This window comes from Kribbella sp. NPDC049227 (assembly GCF_043197265.1).
Lineage (GTDB): Bacteria > Actinomycetota > Actinomycetes > Propionibacteriales > Kribbellaceae > Kribbella.
Genome location: NZ_JBICST010000001.1, coordinates 150,407 through 170,838, shown reverse-complemented (window position 1 = coordinate 170,838; position 20,432 = coordinate 150,407). Strand labels below are relative to the sequence as shown.

Genomic DNA, 20,432 nt, shown 5'->3' with positions numbered 1-20,432 from the left:
GGGTTCGGACTTACCTTGGAATCATGTACACCATCGAACTGGAAACCGAGGAGCTGCAGCTACTGCGATCCGCCCTCGGGTGCTACCTCCAGGCCTTCGGGCACAACGAAGCCGACCTCGTGCGAGCCGCCAGGGCCGTCCTGGTGAAGCTCCCCGAGCCGGTCGAAAGCCAGGCCAGCTGAGGTCAGCGCTGCTCCGGTTCCAGTACGGCGACCGGTATCGTGCGCTTGGCCTTGGTCGCGTACCGACCGATGCCTGGGTCCTCGCGCAGGATGACGTCGGTCCACGCGGTCTGCCGCTCCACCCCGGTCAACTCCCGCGGACGCATCCGGACGTGCTTCGCGCCGATCTGCACGTTGGTCACCTCGACCGCGCGCAGGTTGCAGAACCAGTCCGGATCCTGCCGGGAGCCCGACCCGGTTCCCCACACCAGTAGCCCGTCCGGCGCCTCCAGGTACCGCACGCAGGTCGAGTGCGGTACTCCGGTCCGCCGGCCGGGCGTGGTCAGCATCAGGACGTGCACGTCCTTGCTCCCACTCGCCATCCGCCCATCGAGCGTGCGATACATCCACACCCCGATCCGATTCCCCATCCGCAGCATCCGCCGACCCATCACGACCACCCCCGCTCCCGAGGGTCCGGCGATCCCCCGCCGACGTCAAGCACCCCTGCGACCCGCGGACCGCCAGGCCATCACAATCGCCGCAACCACGTGACGCTCACGCTCAGCCGCGCCGGCGAGAGCCAGTTGTGATGGCCTGCAGGTTCAGCTTCTCGGGCGGACGGTCAGGGGGACCGGCTTGCGCGTGTCCGTGAAGAAGTCGTTGCCCTTGTCGTCCACCACCACGAACGCCGGGAAGTCCTCGACCTCGATCTTCCAGACGGCTTCCATCCCGAGCTCGGCGTACTCGATCACATCCACCGACTTGATGCAGTCCTGCGCGAGCCGGGCCGCCGGACCACCGATCGACCCGAGATAGAACCCGCCGTGCTCCTTGCACGCCTGCGTCACCTTGGCCGAGCGGTTGCCCTTGGCAAGCATCACGAACGATCCACCGGCGGCCTGGAACTGATCGACGTACGCATCCATCCGACCCGCCGTGGTCGGCCCGAAGGACCCGGACGCGTACCCCTCCGGAGTCTTCGCCGGACCCGCGTAGTACACGGCGTGGTCGCGCAGGTACTGCGGCATCGGCTCGCCCGCGTCCAGCCGCTCCTTGATCTTGGCGTGCGCGATGTCCCGCGCGACGACCAACGGGCCGCTCAGCGACAGCCGGGTCTTCACGGGCAGTTTGGTCAGCTCCGCGCGAATCTCGCTCATCGGCCGGTTCAGGTCGATCCGGACCACCTCGATGTCGTCGGCGAGGTGCTCGTCGGTGGTGTCCGGCAGGAACCGCGCCGGGTCCCGCTCGAGCTGCTCGAGGAACACACCCTCCGGCGTGATCTTCGCAAGCGCCTGCCGGTCCGCCGAGCACGACACCGCGATCGCGACCGGGCAGGACGCGCCGTGCCGCGGCAGCCGGATCACCCGCACGTCGTGGCAGAAGTACTTGCCGCCGAACTGCGCGCCGATCCCGAACTCCTGCGTGAGCTTGAAGACCTCCTCCTCCAGCTCCAGGTCGCGGAACCCGTGCCCCACCGGCGATCCCGAGGTCGGCAACGAGTCGAGGTAGTGCGCGGAGGCGTACTTCGCGGTCTTCAACGCGTACTCCGCCGAGGTGCCGCCGACCACGATCGCCAGGTGGTACGGCGGGCAGGCCGCCGTACCGAGGGAGCGGATCTTCTCGTCCAGGAACTTCATCATCCCGTCCGGGTTGAGCACCGCCTTGGTCTCCTGAAACAGGAACGACTTGTTCGCCGAGCCGCCGCCCTTGGCCATGAACAGGAACTTGTACGCCGGGTCGCCGTGGTCCGGGGTCGAGTACAGCTCGACCTGGGCCGGCAGGTTGGAACCGGTGTTCTTCTCCTCCCACATGGTCAGCGGGGCCATCTGCGAGTAGCGCAGGTTCAGCTTGGTGTACGCGTCGTACACCCCGCGGCTGATCCACTCCTCGTCGGCCGCGCCGGTGAGCACGCCCTCGGACTTCTTGCCCATCACGATCGCGGTCCCGGTGTCCTGGCACATCGGCAGTACGCCGCCGGCCGAGATGTTCGCGTTCTTCAGCAAATCGAGTGCGACGAACCGGTCGTTCCCCGACGCCTCCGGGTCGTCGATGATCCGGCGCAGCTGCTCCAGGTGCGCGGTCCGCAGGTAGTGCGAGATGTCGTGCATCGCCTCCGCGGTCAGCGCCCGCAGTACGTCGGGCTCGATCCGCAGGAACGTCCGGTCGCCGGCCGTGAACGTGCTGACACCTTCGGTCGTCAGCAGCCGGTACTCCGTGTCGTCGGCGCCCAGGGGCAACAGATCGGAGTAGTTGAAGTCGGCGGACACCGGCGTACCTCCATGGCATGTGGTCTGGATGAGCCAACTTTATCCGGCGGACTCAGGGACGGGATCAGGGGTGAATCGGGGATGATTCCCGTCGGCGGGCGGTGCTGTCCGCGCGTATCGTGCTGCCGTGGCCCAGGATGAGGTTCCTCAGGACAACCGACCGCAGGACTCGGTGCCCGCGCAGCCCGCGCCGGTGACGGGTGACGAGCTCGCGCTGCGGCGCCGGGTCTCCGACCTCGAGCGGGAGGAGGTCGCCGACGTACTGCGCGATGCCGCGGGCGAGGGCCGGTTGTCGTACGCCGAGCTCGAGGAGCGGCTGGAGCAGCTGTACGCCTCCAAGACGTACGGCGAACTGGTCGAGATCACCGCGGACCTGCCGAACGGCCCGCGCGTCCCGGGTGCGTCGGAGGTGCCGGCCGTGAGCCCGCACTACGGCGGGGCGATGGTCGAGGCCGGCCCGGTGATCAACGTGTTCATGTCGGAGACCAAGCGCACCGGCAACTGGCTGGTCCCGCAGCGCCAGGAGATCAACGCCGTCCTCGGCGACGTCACCCTGGACTACACCGAAGCCCAGCTCCCGGCCGCCGAGGTCTTCGTCGAGGTGAAGTCGATCCTGGCCGACGTGAAGATCCGCGTCCCGCGCAACGCGATCGTCCACCTGGACAGCAACCCCATCCTCGGCTCGATCTCCGAACAGGAGTCCGCCCTCTCCGCCGCCGACCCCACCACGCCCGCCACCCCCACCACCTTCCACATCCGCGGCACCGCCATCCTCGGCGAAATAAAAATCAAACGAGGCCCCCGCCTCACCAAACGCCTCGGCCTGAGCTAGCTAGGCGGTTGCTCGCCAGCGGCCGGCGGTTCGGTGGATGGTGATGGGGTGGGCGAAGGTTCGGGTGATCAGGGGAGTGGTGAGGACGTCTTCGGCGGGGCCGGCGGTGAGGAGGCGGCCTTCGCGGAGGAGGGCTGCGTGGGTGGTGGAGGTCGGGAGTTCCTCGAGGTGATGGGTGACGAGGATCGACGCCAGGTGGGGATGCGAGGCGTGGACCTGGTCGAGGGTTTCGAGGAGTTGTTCGCGGGCGGCGACGTCGAGACCCGTCGTCGGTTCGTCCAGGAGCAGTAAGCGCGGGTCGGAGATCAGCGCACGGGCGATCAGCGCGCGACCGCGTTCACCCTGGGACAGGTTGGTCCAGGACGCGTCGAGGTGCGTACCGATCCCGAGCAGCTCGACCAGTTCCGCGGCCCGGGCGTCCTGGTCCGGCGTCGGCTCCCAGCGTGGCATCAGCTCGATCGTCCCGGTCAGACCGGTGAGGACGACCTGCCGGATCGTCAGCGGCGACCGCAGCGGATGACGTGGGTTCACGTGCCCGATCGACTCGCGCAGGGTCCGGATGTCGACCGCGCCGAGGCGACGGCCGAGGATCTCGACCGTGCCCCGGGTCGGGTGGGTGATGGCGCCGCAGAGGTTCAGCAGGGTGCTCTTGCCCGCGCCGTTCGGCCCGAGCAGCGCCCAACGTTCCCCCTCGCCGACGGTCAAGGACACCTCGCCGAGCAGCAGTTTGCCGTCCCGGACGAAGTCGACGTCCTTCAGTTCGAGCACCCGAAAACCTCCTCGTAAAGACCCTTCAACTCCACCGCACTCGCTTCCCGGCCGGTCTCGTCGGTGTGCCGCTGCACGTGCCGGGCGAACTCGGCCTCTTCCGTCGCGCTCATCCGCACGCCGTACGACGACTCCAGCACATGCGCGATCCCGCCCTTCCCCGACTGGCTGTTCACCCGGACGACGGCCTCGTACCCGCGCCCGACGTCCGCCGGGTCGATCGGCAGATACGGCACATCCCACGCCAGTTCCGACGCCGGTACGCCGACCTCCGCGGCCCGCCGGTGATGTTCGGCGAACCCCTTGCGGATCGCATCCTGGTGGGTCCCGGAGAACGCCGTGTAAACGAGCTCACCGACGTACGGATGCCGCGGGTGGATCGGCATCCGGGTGCAGTACTCGACCGTCTCCCGGATCCGGTCGATGGCGGAGAAGTCGACCATCGGGTCGACGCCCTGCGCGTGCAGGTTCAGTGCGAGCGTCGCGATGTCGACGTTCCCGGTGCGTTCGCCGTTGCCGAAGATGCAGCCCTCGACCCGCTGCGCACCGGCGAGTACGGCGAGCTCCGCGCAGGCGATGCCGGTACCGCGGTCGTTGTGCGGGTGCACCGACAGGATCACGCTGTCGCGCCGCGGCAGGTTCTTGTCCATGTACTCGATCTGGTCGGCGTACACGTTCGGCGTCGCGGCCTCGACCGTGGCCGGCAGGTTGAGGATCACCGGCCGCTGCGGCGTCGCGTCCCACCGCTTGGTCAGCTGGTCGGACAGCTCGAGGATGTAGTCCGGCTCGGTCAGGTTGTACACCTCCGGTGAGAACTGGAACCGCACGTTCTCCTGCCCTCCCGCGAGCCTGAGGATGTCCTCGGCCCCGGCATAGATGAGCGACGCCAGTTCCTCCCGGGTACGACGCAGTACGACGTCCCGCCACACCGGCGCGGTCGCGGCGTACATGTGGATGACGACCTGGCCGCGCATCCCGGCGATCGACTCGACGGTCCGCTCGATCAGCTCGGGCCGGGCCGGAGTGAAGACGACGATCGTGACGTCCGGCGGGACCAGGTCGCTCGTGGCCAGCAGCCGGACGAAGTCGAAGTCGGTCTGCGAGGCGGACGGGTAGCCGACCTCGACCTCTTTGTAGCCCATGGCAACCATCAGCTCGAAGAAGCGGCGCTTGCGCTCGGGGTCCATCGGATCTGCCAGCGCCTGGTTGCCGTCGCGCAGATCGACCGGCACCCACAGCGGTGCGGTGGTGATCCGGCGGTCCGGCCACTCACGGTCGATCGGGGCGACCGGGACCTTGGCGAAGATGTCGCGATAGCGGTGGCTGGGCATGGGGGAGTGCTGCTGGCGGTTCCAGTCCATGGTGGGTCCTTCGGCTCGTGCGGGAGGCGGGACCGGCAGGCGAGAGCACTCCACGGAGGGGGTGCCGGTCGAATCAGCTCCCGCCGTGGCGGCCAAGAAGGAGGCGGCCCGCAAGCAGGAGGTTCGAGGACATGCGGACCACGCTAACCCGAAACCAACTCCTCAGACAAGCTGAGAACTTCCGACCCTGGCGAGCCCTACACTGAGCGGCATGATCCGCCGTCACCCACTGGCCGAGCAGGCCGCCGAGGAGCTGCTCCGCCGGATCGGCAGCGGCGAGTGGGCGCTCGGCCAGAAGCTGCCGGGCGAGACCACGCTGGCCGCGCAGCTCGGCGTGGGCCGGTCGACGATCCGTGAGGCGGTCCGGGAACTGGCCGGCCGCCGGGTGCTGGAGAGCCGGCAGGGCGCCGGTGTGTTCGTGATCGCGCACCAGGCCTCGGAGGACTGGGACAAGGTCCTCCGCCGCGCCGACATCACCGACGTCCTGGAGGGCCGGCTCGCGATCGAGACCGAGGCGGCGCGGCTGGCGGCGTCCCGTCGTACGCCGGCCGACCTCAAGGCGTTCCGCTACACGCTCGCCGACCGGAAGCGGGCGTCGGAGAACTCACCGGACGACTGGTACGTCGAGGCCGACCTGGCGTTCCATCGAGCCGTGATCACGGCCGCGCACAACGCCGTACTGACGGAGCTGTTCGACACGTTCGTGCCGCGGATCCGGCGGGCGATGATCGACATGCTGCGGATGGATGATCAGCACCGGCATCGGCATGACCAGGCCGCCCACGTGGCGATCGCCGACGCGATCCGCGACCGCGACCCGGACCTTGCGGCCGCCCGGTCCCGCGAACACCTCAGCGCGGTCCGGAGCTCGGTGTCCTAGGAGCGGTGCTGGTCGTGGAGTGATCGCAGCCAGGGCGTGAGGGCGTCGAGATCCTCGACGTTGTCCTGCGGGATGCTGATCGGTCGAGTACGCCGGTCAGCCGGGCGGATCTGCACCGCCCGGACTCCCGGCAGACCGGCCGGATCGTCGATGCTCGTGATCCCGGACCAGCGCAGGCTGCGGCCACGGCTGATGCCGTCGGCGTCGACCTTGACGACCGGGCGGTTCGTGATCAGTTGCCACAGCGTGAGCCCGGTGCCGTAGACGAACGCGGCGAGCGCGGTCAGCCGCAGTACGCCGAGCGCCCCGGACATCTCGCCCGCGCGGATGTGGTCGACGTTCGTCCACGCCGACAGCACCATCAGCAGACCGAATCCGGCCAGCCGGATCGTGAGCCGTCCGCGGCGTGGCGGGAAGACCACGCTGCCTTTGGACTCCAGTTCGGACGTCCAGGTCTCGGCGGACACGTCAGGATCCCCACTTCGCCGTGTGTTCCGCGGCGGTCGGCGGGTCGGCGCCGTGCCGGGTGCAGGTGATCGCGGCCGCCTTCACCGCATAGTCGACGACCTCGCGCAGATCCTCGGCCGTCAGCCCGGACAGCCGCGTCGCGCCGAGCAGCCCGCGGGCGTTCAGTCCGGCGATGAGCGCCGACATGAGCGAGTCGCCCGCGCCGACGGTGTCGACCACCTCGATGGCCGGCGCCGGCACCTCGACGCGCCCGTCCCGGCTGATCCCGATCGCGCCGTCGCCGCCGAGGGTGATCACCACGCACTGGGTCCGCTCGGCGCTCAGCAACTCGGCGGCGATCTCGTCCGGTGACGCTCCGGGCCGGAAGAACCTGCAGTCCTCGTCGCTCAGCTTCACCAGGTCGGACCACGCGGCCAGCTTCCGGATGGCGGCCCACGCCGGTACCGGATCCGGGGTGATCGTCGGCCGGGCGTTCGGGTCCAGCGTCACCGTGACCGGCTGATCGGCGACCGAAACCAGGAACTCGCGGATCGCTGCGGCGCCAGGCTCGAGCATGGTCGCGATCGAACCGGTGTGGATCGCCGGGCACCCCCGCGGCCGCGACAGCGCCGGCGGATCCCAGGTGATGTCGAACTGGTACGACGCGACTCCGGCCGGATCGAGGGTGGCGGTCGCAGTACTCGTCCGGAAACTCGGGTCCACCGAACCAGGCGCGAGCTGGACGCCGTTCCCGAACAGGTGCGCCCCGAGCTGGTCGCCGTACGGATCGGTCCCGAACCTCGCCACCAACTCGGTCGGCACCCCGAGCCGAGCCAACCCAACCGCCACATTCGCCGCAAAACCCCCCGGCGTCGCAGTGCTCTTGCCGTTGCCATTGCCGTTCCGACTACGCGGCGCAGGAACCACGATGTCCACGAGAGCCTCACCGATGACAAGGACGGGTGCGGTCACGGGGCCTCCCGGCCTGGACTGAGGAGCGGAGGGAGCGAAGCGACTGGAGTGACGAGGGAAGGGCGGGAGTCAAAGCCCCGTGACCACGCCGGTGCCGGAGGCCCGGCCAAAAGTACCGTCATCGGGCGTGGTCGAAGTCGATGGCTGAGTAGGCGCGGAGCTTGGAGAGTTGGTGGACGCTCTCGATGCTGCGGATGGTGCCGCTGCGGGAGCGCATCACCAGCGAGTGGGTGCGGGCGGTGGACCGGCCGTACCGGACGCCGCGCAGCAACTCGCCTTCCGTGATTCCGGTGGCGACGAAGAAGCAGTCGTCGCCGCTGACCAGGTCGTCGGTGTCGAGCACCCGATCGAGGTCATGGCCGGCGTCGATCGCCTTCTGCCGTTCCTCGTCGTCCTTCGGCCAGAGCCGGCCCTGGATCAGCCCGCCCAGGCACTTCATCGCACACGCGGCGATGATGCCCTCCGGCGTACCGCCGATGCCGATCAGCATGTCCAGACCGGTGTCCGGCCGAGCCGCCTCGACCGCGCCCGCGACATCGCCGTCGCTGATGAACTTGATCCGCGCACCGGCCGCCCGGATCTGCGTCGCCAGTTCCTCATGCCGCGACCGGTCCAGAACGACGACCGTCACGTCGTCGACCGTGGAGCCCTTCGCCTTCGCCACCCGGCGGATGTTCTCCGCGACCGGCAGCCGGATGTCGACCACGTCGGCCGCCTCCGGGCCGACCACGAGCTTCTCCATGTAGAACACCGCGGACGGGTCGTACATCGAGTTCCGCGCGGACACCGCCATCACCGCGATGCCGTTGGCCATGCCCTTCGCCACCAGCGTCGTACCGTCGACCGGATCGACCGCGACATCGCACTCCGGGCCGTCGCCGGAACCGACCTGCTCGCCGTTGTAGAGCATCGGGGTGTTGTCCTTCTCGCCCTCGCCGATCACCACCACGCCGTTCATCCCGACCGTGCCGATCAGGGTGCGCATCGCGTTCACCGCCGCGCCGTCGGCGCCGTTCTTGTCGCCACGCCCGACCCAGCGGCCCGCCGCCATCGCCGCGGCCTCGGTGACCCGGACCAGTTCGAGGGCGAGGTTGCGGTCAGGCGCGTGCGCCTCGACCTCCAGATGGGCAGGTGGCGTGGTCGGGTCGCTCATGCCAACGGATGGTAGCCAACGCGGTCTCCGGCCGTTTCGGCGAGATGGGACACTCATGCCATGAGTTCGACAGGTCAGGATGCTTCCAGCGAGGCGGAGGCGCGGGAGAAGGCCCGCGCGCGGGCCGAGGCGATCGCTTACCGGGAGCAGAACCAGAAGGATCGGGCCAAGGCGCGCACGCTGACGAACATGGTCTGGGCGCTGCTGGCCTGCTTCATCGTGGTCGCGTTCCTGATGATCGTCACCTGGCGGCCGAAGCACGAGCAGGTCAAGGCGGTCGAGTACACAGCTCAGCTGGAGGACGCGAAGAAGATCGTCCCCTGGGTCCGCGGCCCGGAGCCGATGCCGTCCGGCTGGACCGCGACCAGCGTGGAATTCCGCACCCCGGAGCAGGCTCCGATCACCTGGCACCTCGGCGTCGTCACGAACGAGAAGAAGTACGTCGGCCTCGAGCAGTCCAATGTCACCGGCGGAAAATACCAGTCCGACGAACTCGGCCGGACCTCCGACGACGGTACGTCGACCCTCGGCGGCGTCACCTGGCAACGCAAGGTGCTGCTCGACCGCAAAGAGGAGAACGCCTTGGTCCTGGTCGGTTCCGGAGCCACCACGATCGTGACCGGGAATGCCGGATATCCGGCCCTTGAAGCGTTTGCTTCGGCCTTGCGCTGACCGTTTTCGCACGCTTTCCTGACCACTTTCCGGACGCTCGTTGACACATCTGCTTGGTTCGGGTTTCCATCGTTTTTCGGCTGTTACACGCTCGGGGAAGAGTGCGAAGGAGCCCTCACGTGGTTGCGCCCTCCCGGGCGGGGAGTTGATGCGCCGATGTTCGTCACGGGACTCCTGCTTGCCGCCGACAGTTCCCCGCACCTCGGCGTACCCAGGCAATTACTCGCTTATCACGGCGACACGCTGCTCGGCGCGACTCTGGACGTCGCCCGGAACTGCGGTTTCGACCAGCTGATCGTCACGCTGGGCAGTGCCGCGGACCAGATCCGCGACCGGGTCGACCTGGACGGTGCGCGGGTGGTGGACTCACCGCACGCGGACACCGGCAGTTCGTCGATCGTGCCCGCCCTGGATGCGGTCGATCGCCGGACCGACGGCATCGTGGTGATGCTCGGGGACCAGCCGGGTGTGACCTCGGCCACCGTGTGGTCGCTGGTCGCCGAGGTCGCCGGGCCGGCCACCCCGATCGGCGTCAGCCGGTACGACAACGGCCACGGGCACCCGTGCTGGTTCGGCCGGGAGTTGTTCGGAGAGCTGCGGCAACTGCGCAGCGACGACGACCTGTGGGACCTGATCGAGGGCGGCCGCTACCCCCTCACCCAGGTCGATGCCATCGGCAACATTCCGGCGCGGGCCGGGACCTGGGACGACTACCGCCGCCTGGTCTCCGCCCACACGCCGGCCCTCGGTGCGTTCACCCCCGGCGCCTTCGAGGACACCCCGATCGACGACGCGCACCCCGTCCCACTCCCGACCCGCCCCCGCCGACGCCGCCGTACCGCTCCGTAGCGCTAGTCCGCCCCGACCAGCCGCAGCCCGACCACGCCGCCGACGATCAGGGCGATGCAGGCCAGGCGGGCCGGGGTGACCGGCTCGTCGAACAGCACGATGCCCAACGTGACCACGCCGATCGAGCCGAGCCCGGTCCACACCGCGTACGCCGTACCGACCGGGAGGCGGTCGAGCGTCCTGGCCAGCAGAACGACGGAGATCACGCCGAAGACGAGTACGCCGACCGTCGGCCACAGCCGACTGAATCCGTCGCTCGGCTTCAGGCTGAGGGCGAACGCGATCTCGAACGCGGCCGCCGCGAGGAGTACCAACCACGCCATCAGGCCGCCAGCGCTCCTCCGCGCAGATGCCGCTGCGTGACGGTCGCGACTCGCGCGCCGAGAGCCGCCGCGGTCCGCAGATCGGTCGCCGGCGGCGCCTTCTCGGCCGAGAGATCCGCGTCGGACTGCGCCATCGCCCCCAGCCAGCTGCCGAGCCGGTTGAGATCCTCGATGCTCGCGGTCGACTCCGCCCAGCCCGGGTAGACATCGAGTCCGACCCAGATCATCCCGTGCTGCGCGGCGAACACGGCCAGGTCGACCAGGCTGTTCAGCTTGTCGCCGGACATCGCCTTCGAGTTGGTGAACCCGGCGGCGATCTTGTCCCGCCAGCCCAGGTCGGCCGCCCAGATCTTCACGCTGGCCTCCGCGAACGCCTTGAAAACAGCGCTGGGGCTGCCGAAGTACGTCGGGGCGCCGAAGATGATCGCATCCGCGGCGGCGAGCCGGTCCCAGATGTCGTCGGTCAGCTCATCCAGCAGAACCAGGTCTGTCACGGTGCCGGGCACCGACGCGGCGCCGGCGGCGACCGCCTCGGCCTGCTTCGCGGTATGGCCGTACCCGGAGTGATACGCGATCGCGATCCGGGCGGACGTGTTGCTCATGCTTCCTCCAGAGACTTTAGCGGACTACAGTCCGTCTTATGAACGACAGTACCGGACCGCGGTCCGCTTTACAACGGAAGCTGCCGGTCGTCGGGGAGCCGCGCCCGGAACGCGCCGACGCCCGCCGCAACCGGCTCCGGGTACTCGAGGCGGCCGATCGGCTGTTCACCGAGCAGGGCGTGAAGAACGTGTCGCTGGACGCGATCGCGGCGGCGGCAGGTGTCGGCAAGGGGACGGTCTTCCGCCGCTTCGGCGACCGCGCCGGCCTGGCGGTCGCGCTGCTCGACGAACGCGAGCAGGAGTTGCAGGCGAAGATCCTGAGCGGCCCGCCGCCGCTCGGCCCGGGCGCGGCGCCGGTCCTCCGGGTGATCGCCTTCCTCGACGCGTACCTCGACCTGCTGGACCGTCACGTCGAGCTCTTCCTGGACAGCGAGAACGCCTCGGACGGCGCTCGCTACCGAATCGGCTCCTACAACCTCTGGCGCCAGCACCTGGCCCTGCTGATCGAGGAAGCCAGCCCCGACCTCGACGCCGACTACACGGCCCACCTGGTCCTGGCTCCGCTGGCCGCCGACCTGCACAAATCCCTCCGCGACCAGGGCTTCGACCTCGCACGCATCAAGTCCGGGCTTCATACCGCAACGACCAGCCTGCTGGGCGCGGTCAGCGGCGTTTGAATCGGCCCGTGATCGTCACGATGCCGGTGGCGTTCCGGGTGAGCTGTCCGGCCCATTCGAGGGCGTCGTCCGGCGTCGGCCGGCGGGGTTTGTAGGCGTTGGCGAACGACCAGTAATGCTTGCGTTCCTCGCGTGGTTCCTCGGTGAGTTCCGCGACCGCCAACCTGGGCGGAATCGACTGGTGGGACAGGAACTCCCGCCATGGCGGGCGTTGCATCCTGAGGTACCGCAGTCCGGTGAGCTATGCCCGGACAGGTCGATGGTGTCGGTGCCGAGGTCGAGTACCTCGACAGGCGTCGCGAGCCAGGTCACCGGCGAGCGAGCGACAGCCTGATCTCCGGCAGATCGTTCAACGACGAGTACGTACGGTCGGTCGTCTCGGTGAACCCGTAGCGCGCGTAGAAGCGACGGGCCCGAATGTTTGCCTCAAGCACCCATAGCCAGACGTCCGTGCAGCCGTGGTCGCGGAGATCGGCCACTGCCGCATCAGTCAGGGCTCGCCCGGCGCCGGTGCCCCAGTGATCCGGGTGGACGAACAGCGCGTAGAGCTCGCCCGTGCCGGGCGGGGCTTCGCGATCGCGCTCGGGACCGACTCCGGCGTACCCGGCGATCTGTTCGCCGATCGAGGCGACGTACAGGCGGGAGCGGCCGGCGGCGATGCTCTCGGACCAGGACGCGGCGATGGCCGCGGAGTCCATCGCGTCGAGGAAGTCCTGCGGGACGAGGCCGGTGAAGGCGGCGCGCCAGCTGGCAACCCGAGCCTCCGCGGCCCCCAGCAGATCCTCTTCTCGCGCCGCTCGCACGACCGGTCTGCTCAGTTGGACTTCTCCTCGTGGGCGGCTTGGGCTTTGGCCAGGCGTTCGCGCGCGCCGTCCAGCCAGCGTTGGCAGGTGGCGGCCAGTTCTTCGCCGCGTTCCCAGAGCGCGAGGGACTCCTCGAGGCTGGTGCCGCCGGCTTCGAGTTTGCGGACCACCTCGACCAGCTCTTCCCGGGCCTGCTCGTACGTCATGTCGGGACGGTCGCCGCTCACGTGTTCTCCTCGGACTTGACTTCGACTGCGAATCGGCCGTCGGTGACCCGCGCCTGCAGCAGATCTCCAGGCGCCACCTGCGCCACTTCCCGGACCGCGGTCCCGTCGGCCAACTGGAGCACCGAGTACCCGCGCTCCAGCGTCGCCTTCGGGGACAGCGCCCGTACGCTCGCCAGCCTGTGGGTGATGTCGTCACTCGCCCGATCCAGCCGATGCGTCAGCGTCCGCCGGCTCCGCTCGATCAGCGCCGCGACCTCGTCGGACCGCCTTTGCAGGTCCGTCACCGGCGCCGCGAGCGACGGCCGGCTCCGAATCGCGGCCAGCGCGTGCATCTCCCGATCGAGCCATGAAGTGACTGCCCGCAGCCCGCGCTCGCGCAGCTGCCGAACACCGTCGAGCTCCTCGCGTACGTCGGGAACGATCCGCTTCGCCGCGTCCGTCGGGGTCGAGGCGCGCAGATCGGCAACCAGGTCGAGCAGCGGCGAGTCCGGCTCGTGCCCGATCGCGCTCACGATCGGCGTCCGCGCCTGCGACACGGCGCGGATCAGTCCCTCATCCGAGAACGGCAGCAGATCCTCCAGCGACCCGCCGCCGCGCGCGATCACGATCACCTCGACCGACTCGTCCCCGTCCAGCTTCCGCAGCGCGGTCATCACCTCTCCGGCCGCCGCCGGCCCCTGCACCGACGCGTACTCGATCCGGAACGCCACCGCCGGCCACCGCCGCTTCGCGTTCTCCAGTACGTCGCGCTCCGCCGCGGAATCGCGACCACAGATCAGCCCGATCGTGTGCGGCAGGAACGGCAGCTTCTTCTTCCGGTACGCCGCGAACAGTCCCTCGGCCGCGAGCAGCTGTTTGAGCCGCTCGATCCGGGCCAGCAGTTCGCCGATGCCGACGTGCCGGATCTCGTTCACCGCCAGCGCGAGCGTGCCGCGGCGGGCGAAGAAGTTCGGCTTCGCGTTCACCACTACGCGGGATCCGTCCGTCACCGGCGGATCGACCGCCTCGAACACCCGCCGGTTGCAGGTGAAGCGCAGCGAGATGTCCGCGTCGGTGTCGCGCAGAGTGCCGAACACCGTCGTCGTACCGCGCCCGATCGACACGTCGGTCAGCTGGCCCTCGACCCACACCGCACCGAGCTGGTTGATCCAGCTGGCGATCCCGTTCGCGATCGTGCGAACGGCCGCAGGCGCATCCGGTGAGGTCTCCAAAGCCACCCCCAGACCCTACGACCCTCCGCCGACAAACCCCCGCACGCCGCCTCACCCGGGCGTGGAGACCACCTGCGAGATCACCTTCTCGACCTGCTGCAAAGCTTGACCCATGCGTCCCTTGCTTCTGCTCGATTTCGACGGTCCGCTGAATCCGTACCGGGGCGCCGGAGATTCCGCCTGGATACGTGCGGCACGAGATCGTCGAGGGGGAGAGGACCTGGGTGGTGCGCATCAACCCGCAGCACGGGGTGGAGCTGAACGCGCTCGCCGGCACCTTCGACCTCGTCTGGGCCACCAGCTGGGAACACGGCGCCAACCGCCTGCTGTCCCCGTTGCTCGGCCTGCCGAGCGATCTCCCGACGATCCTCTGGCCGGACCGTACGCCGGTACCCCGCGGATCGTGGAAGACGCCGTACGTCGCGGACTGGGTGGGGGATCGCCCGTTCGTCTGGATCGACGACGATGTGGACTCCGACGACGAGAGGTTCTTCCACCGCGACCACCAGTTGGTGCATCAGGTGGATCCGCGAACCGGGATGACGGCAACGGATTTCGCGGCGATCCGCGCCTGGGCCGACGGAAAATCCTTTGCGGGCAAAGCGATTCCACCGCATCCTTGAGGCATTGGAACACCTCCCACGGGGGAGCCGTCCGGACAGGGCGGACGGCTCCTCGACTTGTCTTCGTGACACTGTTCACACAAATCCGGTCGGCTCCGGCCGCGCTGACGGCGGCCCGTACCATGGGGGACGTGACTGCCCAGCCTGACAACACTCAGCCGACGACCGCCGTGCGGACGAAGCGGGTGCTGCTCGCTGCCCCGCGCGGGTACTGCGCCGGTGTGGATCGGGCGGTCGTGGCGGTGGAGAAGGCGCTCGACCTCTACGGGCCGCCGGTCTACGTGCGCAAGGAGATCGTGCACAACAAGCACGTCGTGCACACCCTGCAGTCGCGCGGTGCGATCTTCGTCGACGAGACCGACGAGGTGCCCGAGGGCGAGACGGTGATCTTCTCCGCACACGGCGTCGCCCCGGTGGTGCACCAGGAAGCGGCCGCGCGGCAACTGAAGACGATCGACGCGACCTGCCCGCTGGTCACCAAGGTGCACCACGAGGCCAAGCGTTTCGCCGCGACTGACTACGACATCCTGCTCATCGGCCACGAAGGCCACGAGGAGGTCATCGGCACCAGCGGTGAGGCGCCGGAGCACGTCCACCTCGTCGACGGCCCGGGCGACGTACCGAACGTGACTGTCCGCGACCCCGAGAAGGTCGTCTGGCTGTCCCAGACCACACTGTCCGTCGACGAGACCATGGAGACGGTCCGCCGGCTGCGCGAGCGGTTCCCGAAGCTGCAGGACCCGCCGAGCGACGACATCTGCTACGCGACCCAGAACCGCCAGGCCGCGGTGAAGAAACTCGCCGCGGAGGCCGACCTGATGATCGTGGTCGGCTCCCGCAACTCGTCGAACTCGGTGCGCCTGGTCGAGGTAGCTGTCGAGCACGGCGCCAAGGCCGGCTACCTGGTCGACTACGCCGACGAGATCGACGAGGCGTGGCTCGAGGGTGTCGACTCGGTCGGAGTCAGCAGCGGCGCGAGCGTGCCGGAGGTGCTGGTCCGCGATGTCCTGCGCTGGCTGGCGGAGCGCGGGTACGCCGACGTCCAAGAGGTCACCACGGCCGAGGAGAGCCTGACTTTCGCTCTGCCTCGTGAGCTCCGCAGTGACCTCAAGGCCGCCGGCCTTCCCACGACCGGTACGTCCGACCACGCCTGGACTATCTGATCACCAGCTTGATGGTCTTGACGGTGTCCTCGATGCTGCAATACCGCACGGTGTAGCGGAAGGTGTACGTGCCCGGCTTGGTGTAGGTGTGCGTTTCGGCCGTGTACGTCTCGGATCCGGTCTTCCGCGTCTTCGCCCCGTCACAGCTCATCGAGCCGCCGTCTGAGCCGCCCTGTTCGCCATCGCCCCAGTAGTACTGCGTTCCGCCGGACAGGTTGAGGAACGACGTGCCGGCCGGCAGGTCCTTGCCCTCCACAGTCGGTACGAGCACGGTTCCGGAGACCGTCACTCGCATGGTGACGGTCCGGCCGTTGACGACCGGCTTCAGCTTGACGTCGGCCGAGAGTGGCGGCCGGGCCGGCGGCGTAATCGTCGTCCCGGTCCCTTGGGTGTGCCCTGTCGTCGCCTCGCTCGTGGTTCCCGTGGTGCCCCCGGTCTTCGTGCTCCCCGTCGGGCCTACCGTGTGCGACACGGCCGGCGGTGGTGAGGTCGTCGTCGGTGACGTGGTCGGCGGGCCGGTCACGATCGTTGTCGGTGCGCTCGGGGTGTTGGTCACCGGTGGGGCGCTGTCGATGTCGGTGAGGTTGCCTGCGGCAACGGCAATCGCGACCACCGCGGCCGCGGCCAGCGTGACCACACCGGCGGTACGACGTCGCCGTACCGTCCGGATCCTCGCGGCCACCGCTTGACTCGGCACCGCGGTCGGCGGGGGCGGGTCGGCCACCAGTTGCTCGAACCTGTCCTTGAGATCGTCGGTCATGGATCAGCCCTCCTTCTGGGCCGGAGCGGCAACGGCGGCGACCAGGTGGTGTTCGCGGAGCTTGGCGAGTCCGCGGGAGACGTTGGATTTCACGGTGCCGATCGAGCAGCCCAGGATCTGGGCGATCTCGGACTCCGGCAGGTCCTCGAAATAGCGCAGTACCAAAGTGGCTCGGGTCCGGCGTGGCAGGGTCGCCAGCGCGCGGAGCAACAGGTCGCGGTCGTCGACCGTGCCGTACTCCGACGGAGCGTGTGTCTCGGGCAACCGATCGGTCGGCGTCTCGCCCCTCCATCGGCGCCGCCACCACTGGGTGCTGGTGTTCACCATCACCGTGCGCGTGTAGCTCTCCATCGCCATACCGCTGCGCAGCGAGTTGCGGTGGAACCACACCTTCGTCAGCGAGGTCTGGACCAGATCCTCGGCCAGATGCCACTCACCCGTCAGCAGGTACCCGAACCGTTGCAGTGCGGTGAAGCGCCCGTCGACGAACTCGGCGAACTCCGTGTCCCGTCCTGGATCCATCCCAACCCCCAGCGTTTCCCGTATCGGTCAGAAGTGTGATGACCGGGTGGGATCAAAAGGTTGAGTCGCGATCGGCCGGGTGCGAAGTTGTGATCTGTCACGCCGAAGCGTCGTACTTCTCCTGGGCCTGGGTGATGGCGGGCACGTGCTCCTCGGCCCAGTTGCTGACCGCCGTGATCGGCTCGATGAGGGACTCGCCCATCGGGGTCAGGGCGTAGACGACGCGGGGCGGGACCTCGGCGAAGATCTCGCGCGTGACCAGGCCGTCGCGCTCCAGCCGGCGCAGGGTCTGCGTCAGCACCTTGGGCGCGACCTGGCCGACCCCGTCGCGCAGTTCGGTGAACCGGCGCGGCCCGTCCTTCAGCCGCAGTACGACGAGCGCCGTCCACTTGTCGCCGATCCGGTCCAGAATCACCCGGGTCGCGCAGTTGGGGTCGAAGAGATCGCCCCGCTCCCAGGTCTGGCCATTAGTAACCATGAGGTACTTATAGCACGTTGAAGTGCTCAGTAACCAATCGATACTATTGGAGAACAAGTTGAGTTTTCATCCAGATCGAAGGGAATCGCCAGTATGAATATCGCGGTCTACGGTGCGAGTGGCATGGTCGGCAGCCGGATCGCCGCCGAGGCGGTCAGTCGCGGCCACGAGGTCACCGGCATCACCCGCTCCGGTGGTGAGCTTCCGGCCGGCGTCCAGGCGGTGCAGGGGAGCGCCAACGATGTGGCCCTGGCGAAGCAGTTCACGGCTGATGCCGACGTGCTCGTCGCCGCGCTGGGCCCGAGCCGCACGGGCGGCGACCACCAGGACTACTTGGATGCCATCGACAACCTGATCGCGGCCGTCAGCGGTACGGCGACCCGCCTGCTGACGATCGGCGGCGCCGGCGGTCTGGAGATCAACGGCAGCCGGGTCGTGGACGGTCCGGACTTCCCGGCCGAGTACAAGGGCGAGTCGCTCACGGTCGCCCAGGCGCTCGACGCGCTGCGCGCCACCGGCGAGGACGTCAACTGGACGATGCTGGCCCCGGCCTTCGTGATCGCGCCCGGCGAGCGGACCGGCACGTTCCGGCTCGGTCTCGACGAGCCGGTCGGTGACCACATCTCGGCCGAGGATTTCGCGGTCGCGGCGGTCGACGAGCTCGAACGGCCGGCCCACAACCGCCGGCGCTTCACCCTCGGCTACTGATTGCCGAGCGGCTTGCCCAGGTAGCCGCGGGCGATCATCGTCACCCAGGCGTAGACGGCGTCCTCCGCGGGTGCCAGTGGGCCGGGCCGGAAGTGCGGCGACTCGGCTCCGCGCTGGACCGACTCACACGCGGCCCAGTCCTCGCGATTCGTCACGTCCCAGAACTCCACGGCGTACGACGGATCCTGCACTTCGGCCGGAAAGTACCACGAGCACTCGATCGCGGTCAGGCCCGGGGCGCGTGGCTCGAGGCGGTGCGTCATCACGTAGTCCGGATGGAGCGAGATCAGCAGGTTGGGGAACAGCCCCAGGTAGTTCACCCGGCGTGGATCCACGCCGGGCAAGGCGATCCCTCGTGAGCGTCCGTCGAGCGACATGGTCTCGACTCCGGGGCGCAGATCCATCAGTCCGCCGACCCAGGCACCGGGGAGGTTCCAGTTGTCGCCGGAGTTCGGCGGTGACACCTTGCACAGCTCGGGGTGGATCAGCGGGCAGTGGTAGCACTCGTGGTAGTTCTCGACGATCGTCTTCCAGTTCGACGCGACGTCGTACTGGTGCCGTGCCTTCAACTGGAGCGACTCGGGCGCGTACGGCGCGACGAGGTCCGTGAGTCCGCCGAGGTGCTCGCCGAACGGTTCGGCCGTGGCGGTCGCGTTCACGAACAGCCAGCCGTGCCACACCTCCGCGGGCAGCTCGACGAGGTTGTACGGCGTGGGGTCGAAGGCGTCGCCCATCCGGGGTGCGGCCTTGACCGCGCCGTCGAGTTCGTACGACCAGCCGTGGTACGGACAGACCACGGACCGCCGTTCGCTGGTCTCGTCGTTCTGGAGCACTTCGTGCCCGCGATGCCTGCAGGTGTTGGCGAATGCCCGCGGTCGTTCGCCGAAGGTCAGCACCACCGAGATGTCACCGACGGTGGTCGCGCGGTGTGTCGTATCGGTGGACAACTCGTCGACCCGGCCGAGGCAGCTCCAGCTGCCGGCGAAGAAATGCCGGCGTTCCCAGGCCAGGACGGCGGGATCCGTGTAGGCCTCGCGCGGCAGCATGACCGACTCGCCATGCGGTCGCAGCGAGGCTTCCAGCGCGCGGAGATCGACGGGAGCATTCGCCATTCGCCCACTATCCGGTGACGGCGGGCCGGAAGTCGAGCGCTACCGCGTGGCGGCGAGGTACTGGCCGAGGACGTAGTCCCAGCCGGTGTCGTAGCCGGCGCGGGCGCGGACGCCGTCGGCGCGGCGCTCCCAGCCGGAGTGCACCAGCGCGAGCTCGGTGCCGTCGTCCACCGGAGTGAAGGTGATGGTCACCTGGCCGGCCTCCTCCGGATCGCCGCCCGGATGCCAGCTGAAGCTGAGGGAGGTGGGCGGATCCCAGTCCGAGATCGTGCCCCAGGTCGCGAGCTCTCCGTCGTCGCCGTACTCGATGATCCGGCCGCCGACGAAGCTCTCGACCCGGAGGGCGCGGGCGTCTTGGGCGCCGACCGAGTGCGACACCATCGGCCACCACGCGGAGATCTCGGCGGTGAACACCTCGAACGCGCGCTCGGTGCCGACCGGCACGACGATCTTCTTCACCAACGGCGCCAAGCCTTGGTCAATGTTCATCCCGCTCCTCCTCGGTCCGCCGGATGTGGTCGGCGTACGCCTCCAGTGCGTCGCCCCAGAACTGGTCGAGCCAGTCCCGGAGCTCGTCGAGACCTGCGCGGTGGATGCGGTAGATGTTGCGCGTCCCGCGCGATTCGTGGCGCACCAGCCCGACCGCCCCGAGCACCTTGAGGTGCTGCGAGATCGCCGGCCGGCTGACGGGCACCTGCCCGGCCAGCGTGCTGACCGAGCAGGGCCCGCCGCGTCGCAGTGTCTCCAGGATCACCCGTCGGGTCGGGTCGCCGAGTGCATCCAGCACCGGTCCCGCCGCCTCGAGTGATCCGTAAGTCCCCACGAACGGTAAGTTGCCACTAACCAAAGCCGAAGTCA

At 68.9% G+C, this 20,432-nt stretch carries 28 protein-coding genes; 9 read left to right on the top strand and 19 right to left on the bottom strand.

Annotation, left to right across the window (positions count from 1 at the left end):
* The first annotated feature begins 23 nt into the window (after window positions 1-23).
* Complete coding sequence (locus tag ACGFH6_RS00895) at window positions 24-182, top strand: hypothetical protein (RefSeq protein ID WP_165555766.1); 159 nt, start codon at window positions 24-26, stop codon at window positions 180-182.
* 2 nt (window positions 183-184) lie between these two features.
* Here ACGFH6_RS00895 and ACGFH6_RS00890 read toward each other — a convergent pair whose 3' ends face one another.
* Both ACGFH6_RS00890 and ACGFH6_RS00885 read right to left on the bottom strand, forming a co-directional pair.
* Complete coding sequence (locus ACGFH6_RS00890) at window positions 185-613, bottom strand: nitroreductase/quinone reductase family protein (protein ID WP_393379336.1); 429 nt, start codon at window positions 611-613, stop codon at window positions 185-187.
* Window positions 614-766: 153 nt separating this feature from the next.
* Window positions 767-2,431 carry a fumarate hydratase gene (locus tag ACGFH6_RS00885; RefSeq protein ID WP_393379334.1) on the bottom strand — a complete coding sequence of 555 codons (1,665 nt, stop codon included), beginning with the start codon at window positions 2,429-2,431 and terminating at the stop codon, window positions 767-769.
* 127 nt (window positions 2,432-2,558) lie between these two features.
* Between ACGFH6_RS00885 and ACGFH6_RS00880 the strand changes: the two genes are divergently transcribed.
* A complete protein-coding gene (locus ACGFH6_RS00880) occupies window positions 2,559-3,263 on the top strand; it encodes a DUF1707 domain-containing protein (protein WP_393379333.1) in 705 nt (234 codons plus the stop codon).
* Here ACGFH6_RS00880 and ACGFH6_RS00875 read toward each other — a convergent pair whose 3' ends face one another.
* Both ACGFH6_RS00875 and ACGFH6_RS00870 read right to left on the bottom strand, forming a co-directional pair.
* A complete protein-coding gene (locus tag ACGFH6_RS00875; RefSeq protein ID WP_393379331.1) occupies window positions 3,264-4,031 on the bottom strand; it encodes an ABC transporter ATP-binding protein in 768 nt (255 codons plus the stop codon).
* Window positions 4,019-5,392: a 2-isopropylmalate synthase gene (locus tag ACGFH6_RS00870; RefSeq protein ID WP_393379329.1), complete on the bottom strand. Its 1,374-nt coding sequence runs from the start codon at window positions 5,390-5,392 to the stop codon at window positions 4,019-4,021. The genes ACGFH6_RS00875 and ACGFH6_RS00870 overlap by 13 nt, the downstream gene beginning before the upstream one ends.
* Before the next feature lie 211 nt (window positions 5,393-5,603).
* Here ACGFH6_RS00870 and ACGFH6_RS00865 point away from each other — a divergent pair, with 211 nt between their 5' ends.
* Window positions 5,604-6,272 (top strand): FadR/GntR family transcriptional regulator, encoded by a 669-nt coding sequence (locus ACGFH6_RS00865; protein ID WP_393379327.1) that lies wholly within the window; start codon window positions 5,604-5,606, stop codon window positions 6,270-6,272.
* Here ACGFH6_RS00865 and ACGFH6_RS00860 read toward each other — a convergent pair.
* The 3 genes from ACGFH6_RS00860 to glpX form a co-directional block, all read right to left on the bottom strand.
* Window positions 6,269-6,739, bottom strand: a complete 471-nt coding sequence (locus ACGFH6_RS00860; RefSeq protein ID WP_393379326.1) for a hypothetical protein — start codon at window positions 6,737-6,739, stop codon at window positions 6,269-6,271. The two genes, ACGFH6_RS00865 and ACGFH6_RS00860, sit on opposite strands and share 4 nt — an antisense overlap.
* Before the next feature lies 1 nt (window position 6,740).
* Window positions 6,741-7,691: a carbohydrate kinase gene (locus ACGFH6_RS00855; RefSeq protein WP_393379324.1), complete on the bottom strand. Its 951-nt coding sequence runs from the start codon at window positions 7,689-7,691 to the stop codon at window positions 6,741-6,743.
* Between the two features lie 118 nt (window positions 7,692-7,809).
* Window positions 7,810-8,844, bottom strand: a complete 1,035-nt coding sequence (gene glpX / locus ACGFH6_RS00850) for a class II fructose-bisphosphatase (protein WP_393379323.1) — start codon at window positions 8,842-8,844, stop codon at window positions 7,810-7,812.
* A gap of 60 nt (window positions 8,845-8,904) precedes the next feature.
* Here glpX and ACGFH6_RS00845 point away from each other — a divergent pair, with 60 nt between their 5' ends.
* Complete coding sequence (locus ACGFH6_RS00845) at window positions 8,905-9,516, top strand: DUF4245 domain-containing protein (RefSeq protein ID WP_393379321.1); 612 nt, start codon at window positions 8,905-8,907, stop codon at window positions 9,514-9,516.
* Between the two features lie 156 nt (window positions 9,517-9,672).
* Window positions 9,673-10,365 carry an NTP transferase domain-containing protein gene (locus ACGFH6_RS00840; RefSeq protein WP_393379320.1) on the top strand — a complete coding sequence of 231 codons (693 nt, stop codon included), beginning with the start codon at window positions 9,673-9,675 and terminating at the stop codon, window positions 10,363-10,365.
* Window positions 10,366-10,367: 2 nt separating this feature from the next.
* On the opposite strand, the gene ACGFH6_RS00835 is transcribed toward ACGFH6_RS00840, so the two are convergent.
* Window positions 10,368-10,688, bottom strand: a complete 321-nt coding sequence (locus ACGFH6_RS00835; RefSeq protein WP_393379319.1) for a DMT family transporter — start codon at window positions 10,686-10,688, stop codon at window positions 10,368-10,370.
* Window positions 10,688-11,290, bottom strand: a complete 603-nt coding sequence (locus tag ACGFH6_RS00830) for a flavodoxin family protein (RefSeq protein ID WP_393379318.1) — start codon at window positions 11,288-11,290, stop codon at window positions 10,688-10,690. The genes ACGFH6_RS00835 and ACGFH6_RS00830 overlap by 1 nt, the downstream gene beginning before the upstream one ends.
* 38 nt (window positions 11,291-11,328) lie before the next feature.
* Between ACGFH6_RS00830 and ACGFH6_RS00825 the strand changes: the two genes are divergently transcribed.
* On the top strand, window positions 11,329-11,967 hold the full coding sequence (locus ACGFH6_RS00825; protein WP_393379316.1) for a TetR/AcrR family transcriptional regulator: 639 nt from the start codon (window positions 11,329-11,331) through the stop codon (window positions 11,965-11,967).
* Here the strand turns inward: ACGFH6_RS00825 and ACGFH6_RS00820 are convergent.
* From ACGFH6_RS00820 to xseA, 4 genes are all read right to left on the bottom strand, one after another.
* Window positions 11,954-12,184 (bottom strand): hypothetical protein, encoded by a 231-nt coding sequence (locus ACGFH6_RS00820; protein WP_393379314.1) that lies wholly within the window; start codon window positions 12,182-12,184, stop codon window positions 11,954-11,956. The two genes, ACGFH6_RS00825 and ACGFH6_RS00820, sit on opposite strands and share 14 nt — an antisense overlap.
* A gap of 91 nt (window positions 12,185-12,275) precedes the next feature.
* Window positions 12,276-12,770, bottom strand: a complete 495-nt coding sequence (locus ACGFH6_RS00815; protein WP_393379313.1) for a GNAT family N-acetyltransferase — start codon at window positions 12,768-12,770, stop codon at window positions 12,276-12,278.
* Window positions 12,771-12,781: 11 nt separating this feature from the next.
* Complete coding sequence (locus tag ACGFH6_RS00810) at window positions 12,782-12,976, bottom strand: exodeoxyribonuclease VII small subunit (protein WP_393381139.1); 195 nt, start codon at window positions 12,974-12,976, stop codon at window positions 12,782-12,784.
* 17 nt (window positions 12,977-12,993) lie between these two features.
* A complete protein-coding gene (xseA, locus tag ACGFH6_RS00805; protein WP_393379311.1) occupies window positions 12,994-14,214 on the bottom strand; it encodes an exodeoxyribonuclease VII large subunit in 1,221 nt (406 codons plus the stop codon).
* Window positions 14,215-14,396: 182 nt separating this feature from the next.
* On the opposite strand from xseA, the gene ACGFH6_RS00800 reads away from it, so the two are divergent.
* Both ACGFH6_RS00800 and ACGFH6_RS00795 read left to right on the top strand, forming a co-directional pair.
* Window positions 14,397-14,831: a hypothetical protein gene (locus ACGFH6_RS00800; protein WP_393379310.1), complete on the top strand. Its 435-nt coding sequence runs from the start codon at window positions 14,397-14,399 to the stop codon at window positions 14,829-14,831.
* Between the two features lie 122 nt (window positions 14,832-14,953).
* Complete coding sequence (locus tag ACGFH6_RS00795) at window positions 14,954-15,994, top strand: 4-hydroxy-3-methylbut-2-enyl diphosphate reductase (protein ID WP_393381138.1); 1,041 nt, start codon at window positions 14,954-14,956, stop codon at window positions 15,992-15,994.
* Here ACGFH6_RS00795 and ACGFH6_RS00790 read toward each other — a convergent pair.
* The 3 genes from ACGFH6_RS00790 to ACGFH6_RS00780 form a co-directional block, all read right to left on the bottom strand.
* On the bottom strand, window positions 15,987-16,754 hold the full coding sequence (locus tag ACGFH6_RS00790) for a hypothetical protein (RefSeq protein ID WP_393379309.1): 768 nt from the start codon (window positions 16,752-16,754) through the stop codon (window positions 15,987-15,989). The genes ACGFH6_RS00795 and ACGFH6_RS00790 overlap by 8 nt on opposite strands.
* A 3-nt stretch (window positions 16,755-16,757) precedes the next feature.
* Window positions 16,758-17,276, bottom strand: a complete 519-nt coding sequence (locus ACGFH6_RS00785) for a SigE family RNA polymerase sigma factor (protein ID WP_393379308.1) — start codon at window positions 17,274-17,276, stop codon at window positions 16,758-16,760.
* A gap of 97 nt (window positions 17,277-17,373) precedes the next feature.
* Window positions 17,374-17,754, bottom strand: a complete 381-nt coding sequence (locus tag ACGFH6_RS00780; RefSeq protein ID WP_393379306.1) for a winged helix-turn-helix transcriptional regulator — start codon at window positions 17,752-17,754, stop codon at window positions 17,374-17,376.
* Window positions 17,755-17,847: 93 nt separating this feature from the next.
* On the opposite strand from ACGFH6_RS00780, the gene ACGFH6_RS00775 reads away from it, so the two are divergent.
* On the top strand, window positions 17,848-18,462 hold the full coding sequence (locus ACGFH6_RS00775; protein WP_393379305.1) for an NAD(P)-dependent oxidoreductase: 615 nt from the start codon (window positions 17,848-17,850) through the stop codon (window positions 18,460-18,462).
* On the opposite strand, the gene ACGFH6_RS00770 is transcribed toward ACGFH6_RS00775, so the two are convergent.
* The 3 genes from ACGFH6_RS00770 to ACGFH6_RS00760 are packed head-to-tail and all read right to left on the bottom strand — an operon-like array spanning window position 18,456 to window position 20,397.
* Entirely contained in the window at window positions 18,456-19,574 is a 1,119-nt protein-coding gene (locus ACGFH6_RS00770; RefSeq protein ID WP_393379304.1) for an aromatic ring-hydroxylating dioxygenase subunit alpha, read from the bottom strand. The genes ACGFH6_RS00775 and ACGFH6_RS00770 overlap by 7 nt on opposite strands.
* 39 nt (window positions 19,575-19,613) lie before the next feature.
* Window positions 19,614-20,063 (bottom strand): SRPBCC domain-containing protein, encoded by a 450-nt coding sequence (locus ACGFH6_RS00765; RefSeq protein WP_393379302.1) that lies wholly within the window; start codon window positions 20,061-20,063, stop codon window positions 19,614-19,616.
* A complete protein-coding gene (locus ACGFH6_RS00760; RefSeq protein WP_360441609.1) occupies window positions 20,053-20,397 on the bottom strand; it encodes a metalloregulator ArsR/SmtB family transcription factor in 345 nt (114 codons plus the stop codon). The genes ACGFH6_RS00765 and ACGFH6_RS00760 overlap by 11 nt, the downstream gene beginning before the upstream one ends.
* Window positions 20,398-20,432 lie beyond the last annotated feature (35 nt).

Bases quoted from the DNA above. Each gene is read 5' to 3' on its own strand.
- ACGFH6_RS00895 (WP_165555766.1), top strand. From the start codon at position 24: ATGTACACCATCGAACTGGAAACCGAGGAGCTGCAGCTACTGCGATCC.
- ACGFH6_RS00890 (WP_393379336.1), bottom strand. From the start codon at position 613: ATGGGTCGGCGGATGCTGCGGATGGGGAATCGGATCGGGGTGTGGATG.
- ACGFH6_RS00870 (WP_393379329.1), bottom strand. From the start codon at position 5,392: ATGGACTGGAACCGCCAGCAGCACTCCCCCATGCCCAGCCACCGCTAT.
- ACGFH6_RS00865 (WP_393379327.1), top strand. From the start codon at position 5,604: ATGATCCGCCGTCACCCACTGGCCGAGCAGGCCGCCGAGGAGCTGCTC.
- glpX (WP_393379323.1), bottom strand. From the start codon at position 8,844: ATGAGCGACCCGACCACGCCACCTGCCCATCTGGAGGTCGAGGCGCAC.
- ACGFH6_RS00845 (WP_393379321.1), top strand. From the start codon at position 8,905: ATGAGTTCGACAGGTCAGGATGCTTCCAGCGAGGCGGAGGCGCGGGAG.
- ACGFH6_RS00840 (WP_393379320.1), top strand. From the start codon at position 9,673: ATGTTCGTCACGGGACTCCTGCTTGCCGCCGACAGTTCCCCGCACCTC.
- ACGFH6_RS00835 (WP_393379319.1), bottom strand. From the start codon at position 10,688: ATGGCGTGGTTGGTACTCCTCGCGGCGGCCGCGTTCGAGATCGCGTTC.
- ACGFH6_RS00830 (WP_393379318.1), bottom strand. From the start codon at position 11,290: ATGAGCAACACGTCCGCCCGGATCGCGATCGCGTATCACTCCGGGTAC.
- ACGFH6_RS00825 (WP_393379316.1), top strand. From the start codon at position 11,329: ATGAACGACAGTACCGGACCGCGGTCCGCTTTACAACGGAAGCTGCCG.
- ACGFH6_RS00820 (WP_393379314.1), bottom strand. From the start codon at position 12,184: ATGCAACGCCCGCCATGGCGGGAGTTCCTGTCCCACCAGTCGATTCCG.
- ACGFH6_RS00810 (WP_393381139.1), bottom strand. From the start codon at position 12,976: ATGACGTACGAGCAGGCCCGGGAAGAGCTGGTCGAGGTGGTCCGCAAA.
- ACGFH6_RS00795 (WP_393381138.1), top strand. From the start codon at position 14,954: ATGGGGGACGTGACTGCCCAGCCTGACAACACTCAGCCGACGACCGCC.
- ACGFH6_RS00790 (WP_393379309.1), bottom strand. From the start codon at position 16,754: ATGACCGACGATCTCAAGGACAGGTTCGAGCAACTGGTGGCCGACCCG.
- ACGFH6_RS00785 (WP_393379308.1), bottom strand. From the start codon at position 17,276: ATGGATCCAGGACGGGACACGGAGTTCGCCGAGTTCGTCGACGGGCGC.
- ACGFH6_RS00780 (WP_393379306.1), bottom strand. From the start codon at position 17,754: ATGGTTACTAATGGCCAGACCTGGGAGCGGGGCGATCTCTTCGACCCC.
- ACGFH6_RS00775 (WP_393379305.1), top strand. From the start codon at position 17,848: ATGAATATCGCGGTCTACGGTGCGAGTGGCATGGTCGGCAGCCGGATC.
- ACGFH6_RS00770 (WP_393379304.1), bottom strand. From the start codon at position 19,574: ATGGCGAATGCTCCCGTCGATCTCCGCGCGCTGGAAGCCTCGCTGCGA.
- ACGFH6_RS00765 (WP_393379302.1), bottom strand. From the start codon at position 20,063: ATGAACATTGACCAAGGCTTGGCGCCGTTGGTGAAGAAGATCGTCGTG.